8 protein-coding genes are annotated in these 7,375 nt (G+C 63.0%); all 8 read left to right on the top strand.

Annotated elements, in window-relative coordinates; translation table 11 throughout:
• Nucleotides 1-492, top strand: a 492-nt coding sequence (locus EKA13_RS24775) for a DUF3158 family protein (RefSeq protein ID WP_245704409.1), incomplete at its 5' end; no start/stop codon positions are given.
• 73 nt (nucleotides 493-565) lie between these two features.
• Nucleotides 566-1,006: a single-stranded DNA-binding protein gene (locus EKA13_RS24770; RefSeq protein ID WP_003158612.1), complete on the top strand. Its 441-nt coding sequence runs from the start codon at nucleotides 566-568 to the stop codon at nucleotides 1,004-1,006.
• 269 nt (nucleotides 1,007-1,275) lie between these two features.
• Nucleotides 1,276-3,300, top strand: a complete 2,025-nt coding sequence (locus EKA13_RS24765) for a DNA topoisomerase III (protein ID WP_003158613.1) — start codon at nucleotides 1,276-1,278, stop codon at nucleotides 3,298-3,300.
• Between the two features lie 524 nt (nucleotides 3,301-3,824).
• Nucleotides 3,825-4,070, top strand: coding sequence for a hypothetical protein (locus EKA13_RS24760; protein ID WP_003158614.1), 246 nt, complete (start codon nucleotides 3,825-3,827; stop codon nucleotides 4,068-4,070).
• A gap of 348 nt (nucleotides 4,071-4,418) precedes the next feature.
• Complete coding sequence (locus EKA13_RS24755; protein ID WP_009459708.1) at nucleotides 4,419-5,105, top strand: hypothetical protein; 687 nt, start codon at nucleotides 4,419-4,421, stop codon at nucleotides 5,103-5,105.
• Nucleotides 5,106-5,185: 80 nt separating this feature from the next.
• On the top strand, nucleotides 5,186-5,923 hold the full coding sequence (locus EKA13_RS24750; protein WP_009459707.1) for a DUF5983 family protein: 738 nt from the start codon (nucleotides 5,186-5,188) through the stop codon (nucleotides 5,921-5,923).
• 97 nt (nucleotides 5,924-6,020) lie between these two features.
• On the top strand, nucleotides 6,021-6,299 hold the full coding sequence (locus EKA13_RS24745; protein WP_009459701.1) for a hypothetical protein: 279 nt from the start codon (nucleotides 6,021-6,023) through the stop codon (nucleotides 6,297-6,299).
• A gap of 288 nt (nucleotides 6,300-6,587) precedes the next feature.
• The coding region (locus EKA13_RS24740; RefSeq protein WP_065761757.1) for a GTPase at nucleotides 6,588-7,375 on the top strand (788 nt) is incomplete at its 3' end.

Genomic DNA, 7,375 nt, shown 5'->3' with positions numbered 1-7,375 from the left:
GGCCTGCAACAGGCTGCCTTCGTGAAGCTGGAACACGCGGCCTCTCTAAAAGGCCTTTTAAAGCCTTTTAAGGGTAAGGGGGATCTTGAGGCCTGGGCCAGCCAGTGCTTCGCCATGCGCGACGAGTTGATTGGCTTGGCTCAGCGGCAGGTGCTGCAACAGGCAGTCGGGCATCCCTTCCACCTGCTGCCCGTGGAGTTGGCCCAACAAACCACTGGCGCAGGAACGGCGTTTTTGCGCTGGCGCAAGCACGACCGCTCAGCCATGGGCGTAGCCCTGTGGCAGGAATTGATGGCGAGCACCGGCACGCCGGTCAACTTACTGGCCGAGCTGCACGCGATCGAGCTTCAGCGCATCACGCTGAACATGCAGATCAGCCTGTTGCACACCCTGGGCAGGCAGGCCCAGGAATGCGCCAGCAAGGCGGCTGTGGCGGAAGACGCCTACCTGCGCCGGCTCAAGTCCATCCCACCTGGAATGCGTGATCGGTGATGGCACCGGACACCCCAGCACACACCCGACGCCGACGCGGCACGGGTATTTCAACCACCATGGAGATTGCAACATGAGCACGCACTTTTGGGGCGAAGGCAACATTGGCTCCCCGCCCGAATACCGGGAGTTCCCCAACGGCAACGACGAGCCGCGGCGCTTGCTGCGGCTGAACGTGTATTTCGACAACCCCGTTCCCACCAAAGGCGGCGACTTCGAGGATCGCGGCGGCTTCTGGGCGCCCGTGGAAATCTGGCACCGCGACGCCGCGCACTGGAAAAGCCTCTACCAGAAAGGCATGCGCATCCTGGTCGTCGGCCGCATGGAGCGCGAGCCCTGGACGGACAACGAAGATCAGCCGCGCGAAACCTGGCAGATCAACGCGCGCAGCGTCGGCATCCTGCCGTTTCGCATCGAGTCCGTGACCCTCAGCCCGAAGCCGCAGGATGCGGAGGCAAAGCCCCAGGCCGCCCAGGAACCGGCTGCGCCAAAAGAGCCGCGGCGTAGGAAGTGACCCGGCATGGGTCGGCCACTGTTCGCCGCTCCATGCACCCGCGAGCTATCCCCAGGGGATAGCTCCATCTACGTCCACCGGATTCCACGTGCTCCCGAAAATCGCGGCTCCCGGCCCGCACACCCCGGCTGCATACCATCTCCGCCCCAGCCATTCCATCCCGTGAAAGTGGTCGCCACCGCTTGCGACTTGTTTGCTGTTGCCCCTGGTGGGGACCGGCATCCTCGATTCCAGCAACTCAATGAACCACGGAAATCGGATGGACGGATATGCGGCTGTTCTTGTGCGAGAAGCCCTCCCAGGGCAAGGATATTGGTCGGATTCTCGGCGCGACACAGCGCGGTGAAGGCTGCCTCAACGGCTCCGGCGTCACGATTACCTGGTGCATCGGCCATCTCGTAGAAGCGGCAGCACCCGAGGTCTATGACGCGGCGCTCAAGCGCTGGTCGCTGGAGCAGTTGCCCATCATTCCCCAGCAGTGGCGGGTCGAGGTCAAACCCAAGACCGCCACGCAATTCAAGGTCGTCAAGGCGCTTCTGGCGAAGGCGACCCATCTCGTCATCGCCACCGATGCCGACCGCGAGGGCGAGCTGATCGCCCGCGAGATCATCGACCTGTGCGGCTACCGTGGCCCCATCGAGCGCTTGTGGCTGTCGGCGCTCAACGATGCGTCGATCCGCACTGCGCTCGGCAAGCTGCGACCATCATCCGATACGCTGCCGATGTACTACTCGGCGCTGGCGCGTTCGCGGGCAGACTGGCTCGTCGGCATGAACCTCAGCCGTCTGTTCACGCTGCTCGGGCGGCAGGCGGGCTACGACGGCGTGCTGTCGGTCGGACGTGTCCAGACCCCGACCCTGAAGCTGGTCGTTGATCGCGACCGCGAAATCGCGGCTTTCAAGTCGGCGCCGTTCTGGGCCATCGACGTGTCTTTGTCCACAGAGGGTCAGGCTTTCTCCGCGCAGTGGGTTGCGCCCGACGGCTGCACCGACGACGCCGGTCGTTGCCTGCAACAGCCGGTCGCCCAGCAGGCGGCGCAGCAGATTCGCGCTGCGGGCAGCGCCCAGGTGGTGTCGGTCGAGACCGAGCGCGTGCGCGAAGGCCCGCCCCTGCTGTTCGACCTGGGGACGCTTCAGGAGGTCTGTTCCAGGCAGCTCGGGCTGGACGTACAGGAGACATTGCAGATAGCCCAGGCCCTGTACGAGACGCACAAGGCCACAACCTACCCGCGCTCGGACTCCGGCTACCTGCCCGAAAGCATGTTCGCCGAGGTGCCCACCGTCCTGGACAGCCTGCTCAAGACCGACCCGTCGCTGCGCCCGATCATGGGTCAGCTCGACCGCACCCAGCGTTCGCGTGCATGGAACGACGGCAAGGTCACAGCGCACCACGGCATCATCCCGACGCTCGAACCGGCGAATCTTTCCGTCATGAGCGAGAAGGAACGGGCCGTGTACCGGCTAATCCGGGCGCATTACCTGGCCCAGTTCCTCCCTCACCACGAGTTCGACCGCACCGTGGCCGAGCTTTCCTGCGGCCAGCAGAAGCTGGTGGCTACGGGCAAGCAGGTCGTCGTCAAGGGCTGGCGCCTGGTGCTGGACGAGCCCGAACGTGAAGGCAGCGCTGATGAGGACGCCGACGCCTCTGCACGCAGCCAGGTGCTACCCGCGTTGCGCGAAGCGATGGCATGTCAGATCGCTGGGGCCGACATCAAGGCACTCAAAACGATGCCACCCAAGCCCTATACGCAGGGCGAACTGGTCAAGGCGATGAAGGGTGTTGCGCGTTTCGTGACCGACCCGCGCCTGAAGCAGAAGCTGAAGGACACGACGGGCATCGGCACCGAGGCGACGCGGGCCAACATCATCAGCGGGTTGATCACTCGCGGCTACATCGTGAAAAAGGGACGCTCCATCCGTGCATCGGATGCGGCGTTCACGCTGATCGATGCCGTGCCTGCGGCGATTGCTGACCCCGGCACCACCGCCGTGTGGGAACAGGCACTCGACATGATCGAGGCTGGTCAGCTCACGCTGGACGTGTTCATTGGCAAGCAGGCCGCCTGGATTTCGCAGTTGATCGCGCAGTACGGCAGCATGTCCCTGTCCATCAAGCTTGCCCATGGACCAGCATGCCCGCAGTGCGGCGCATCGACGCGCCAACGCACCGGCAAGAGCGGTCCATTCTGGTCGTGCAGTCGCTACCCCGACTGCAAAGGCACGCTGCCGGTCGAATCTGGTCCGCCCAAGCGTGGCGCTTCGCGCTCGCGTAGCAGCGGCCGCAAAGGCGCCTAACCGACTCCGTTTCCCGTGGGCCGCACCCTGTTTCAAAGGCGTGGCCCGTGTCCCGCACGCCCCTGCGGGTCGCCCAGCGCGCAACGCCTTCTTGTCCGTGTGCGCGTCCCGTCGAGCCGTCCCCGGCTGCGGGACCTGAAGGTAGTTTTTCCGCGAACCGCCTCCCGCGTGTTCTGCTGGTCTGTGTTTCTCCCGCCCACTGCGAAGTGGTCCCCCGATGGCTTGCCTGGCAGCGCGAGCCACCCGGAGACCCTTTGTGGTCAGCGGTATTCAGTGCCGGTGCCCACCGGCGCAAAAACGGGCTCCCTTTGTGCGCGGATGTGCGCCAGACGATGCCGGCCCCAGCCACGACATGGGCCGGGTGTGATTGCTGATGAGCAGACGGTTCGAGCGACGACCGGGCCTGCAACAGCCCACGGGTGGTTATTTCCTCCCGAGCCGAAGGTCAGCGAGCCTTCGGCTCCTTTGTCTCGTCGATCAACGTTCCGACCCAAGGGCCGGCCACAGCAACAGGAAACCGACGCATGCAACAACCGGAGAAAGTACGAGCCGCGTTCGAGCGCGACCTTGGCAACAAGGTGCTGTTCATCAAGGACGGCAAGCTGCTGTTTATCGATGGCATCAACCTCAAGGCCATCGCCGACCGTAAGGCGTATTTCGCTTCGCTGCGTGCGCGGCAAACGCAACCCATTGTGGTCCTGGCCGAACTGGGACAGGACGAGGCATTCGCCCTGTGGAAGCAGTATGTCCTGGGCGACAAGACCGAGTGAGCCAACGCACCCACGCCCCCCCTGACAGCCCGCACTCGATGCGGGTTTTCTGTCTCCGCGCCATCAATCCGGGCTGGGCCGATTGCCGTTTTCCAACTGACGCAGCGAGGCTCCCGGACGAAGCTGCCCGCATGTTCGCTGATTCGACTTGATGGTGAACTACAGCGGCTGGTGAGCCCGTTTCGGGCACACCCCCGTCTTTTCGTTCCCCACGAGGGACACATGCGCTCATAAGGCCATGTCCCTCAATTTTTCTTCCCCATCGCCCGGCGCCAACGGCCCTGGGCTATTCCCTGCGGATGCCATCGTCCGCAGGGGCTGGCTCCGCTCTTCTCGAAAGGAGCCAGCATGGCAAACAACTACTACGAAGGCACGGGCGTTCTCGTGCTCGACCGCGTTACTCCCGTCATCAAGGCACTGTTCGATGCCTTCGCGCTCGACGAAAACCATCCCGGCAATGGGCAGGCCTACATCGCCCAGATCGCCGAGACCAATGATCCACGCTGGACAGATGTGCTGGACGGTCTGGAAAACCTGGCCACACAACTCGGAATCCCCATGCCCGACGACGAAGAGTTGTCGATTCCGCCTCTGCTTGAACGGCTGGCCGCGCACTTCGGTGCTGACCAGGACGGGGAGCTGGAGAACCTGATAGAGCACCACCACTTCGAGGACAGCGCGGACCTGGAAGCCCTGCTTCTGATCGCTACCCGCTTCGATGATGGCCATAACCTGACCGCCATACAGTTTGAGGGCTGCTGGTATTGCAGCAAGCCAAGGCTATTCGAGTTCGGCGGCAACGGCTGCTACCTGAGCCGCGAGGTCCAGGTCTTCAGAACGTCCTCGCAGGCGCTTCAACTCGGCGATCAACTGCGCAACACCATCCTGGCCGCCGACATCGAAGAGGCCTCAGCGTTGATCGCGCTGGAGGCCGCCAACCTGCTTGCCGGCATCACCGATGAGCAATTTCGCCTAAATGTGCGCCATCGCATCGCCGAACGGCTGGCTCAGACGTCAACGATCAGCGCCGACTGACGCATTTTCCACTTTCAACCCACCGGGTCCAATTCCCGGTGGCGGGGATTGGCTCCATTATTCAAATCTGGAGAGTTCCCATGTCCCTGAAACCCAATCCCTTTCTCCGCGGATACTGGAATCTGAAAATCGTCCGCACGCTGTGCATCAGCTACGAGGATGGAAGCCCGCATGTCTGGCGAATCATCCACCCGAGCCAAAAGCACCTTTCCGACGAGGAAATGATTTCATCCTCGTGCATCGTCACCAGCGATTTCGCCGTAGTCAGGAATGGTCCCGAACCCGTGAGTGCCGAGGTACTGGCCGAATGCGATGCCGGAGAAGGTGTCAGCGGCGAAGGCGTAATCGGCGCCGTGGTCTATGCCATCCATGGCGATGACTTCGACGGCCGCCCCATCCACGTCGGCGACGCCTATTCGGCAGAGGCAGCGCGGGAGGTCGTACAGCGCCTGAGTTTCGAGACCGGCTATTACAGCCGGTGCTGGGAAATCAGCAGCGCGCACATAAGCGAGGAAACCAGCCAATACCTCGCCAACCTGGCAGACCTCGCCACGCCGGAGGCCTTCCTGTTCATCGCGTTCCGGGTTCCGTACAGCCCGGCGATCGGCATCAAGCTGATCTCCACCCCCTGGACGGACAAGAACCTGGACCACGCCGAGGGCATCAGTGCGGAGCAGCTTCGCCAGGAGCACCGAAGCAAGGGTATGCCGGATGACCTGGCGAACGTCATTGAACTGGCTGGCCAGGCCGATGTGCGCATCCTGATTCTCGACGCCGACGCACCCGTGCTGTTGGGCCTGCCGTTGGCCGAATCCTAGCAGCCGCTCGACGCAACATCCTTCCTCTTTGTTCTCCCCCATACCGGCCCGTCTCCCTCCCGGAACCGGGCTGATCCATTTTCATAGGAGCAACCTCATGTTCCCCGACCTCATCTCGCGCACGCCAGACTTCGAGCACCAGCTCGGCGCCTGCGTCAATGCCATGGGCCAGGACGACGCCATCGGCCAGATCCTGGTATTCGAGCGCATGAGCGGCACGCTGCACATGCGCCATATCGCCAGCGCCGACCTGGTGGACACCGACATTGACGACTACGAAATGGTCGTCTTCGACGGTGGCAACACCAGCGGCGATACATGGAAGCATGTCTTCTTCCCACGTCAGCGCGAGCACTACTTCGTGTACGAAGCCTGACCCAACCAAGCCCCTTTCGAGGGGCTTTTTCTTGTCCGCAGCGCAGGAAAGCGGGTGCGACGCTGTGCGATTTCTTGCGGGCAGGCCGCCCATTCCAGAGCCATCCTTGCTCCATGTTCGTCGGCGTTGCCGACACATGCCCTGGCAGCCGAGACCTTCAAGGCTGCAAGTGCGGGAAACCGTGCTGGTCGTTTCTTCCTATGGACGTACCCCGTCCGTTCACGCCACCCACAAGGGACCTCTCCCTTGCGGGCGGGGAATCCCTTGTTCTTCCTCAAGGAGATTCCCATGGACCGTTCCCTCATCAAATCCATGATGCCTTCGCTTGTCGCGGGCCATATGCCTCGCAACGTGCGTTCGTTCAAATACCGCGTATTCGATGATCAGCCGCAGTCCTCGACGTTGGGCTTCGCCATCGACCCTCAGCCCTTCAACGGCAAGGTGGTCTCCGCGACCGACGATGCCATCGTCGTCAAGCTCAAGCCTTCCGAGTTCGCCGTGCTCGATCCCAACCTGGTGACCACCGTTCCCAGCGAGGGCGCCAAGGTCCATGTCCAACCCTACGCCCGGCGACGTTTCGACGGGCTGCGCGCGGACACCCCGGAAGTCGTCACCGAGAAGACTTCGGATGGCACGCCTTACACCATCACGAGGCATATCCTTGGCAAAGCACCCGCCAAGCTGCCAATTCCCGAGCCGCAGTGCATGGAGCTGGGCCAACTCATCGAGCAGTTGGAGGAGATGCCCGCGCCCGACGGGTTCCGGTGCATCACCCACATGCTGGTCGATGCAGGTGCCCGCGACTTCGCCTGGGTCGATCCCAAGCCCTCCAAGATCATCGAGACCCCGCCGGCGATCAGCTTCACGGTCTCAACCACCAAGTTCGAGGGTCAGGTGACGATCCTCTACGACCGTGGCGGCGACACCTACGTGGTGGAGCTGCACCGCGACGGTGAGTTGATCGATAGGCACGACGAGGTGTATTTCGACATGCTCGGTGAAGTGCTGGAGCGGCTCATCGACGACGGGCGCTGGCGCCTGATCGGCGTGAGCGTGATCGACGCCAAAGCCTCTCG

This window comes from Pseudomonas defluvii (genome assembly GCF_001695625.1).
Classification (GTDB): domain Bacteria; phylum Pseudomonadota; class Gammaproteobacteria; order Pseudomonadales; family Pseudomonadaceae; genus Aquipseudomonas; species Aquipseudomonas defluvii.
This window is presented reverse-complemented; position numbering and strand designations above follow the sequence as displayed.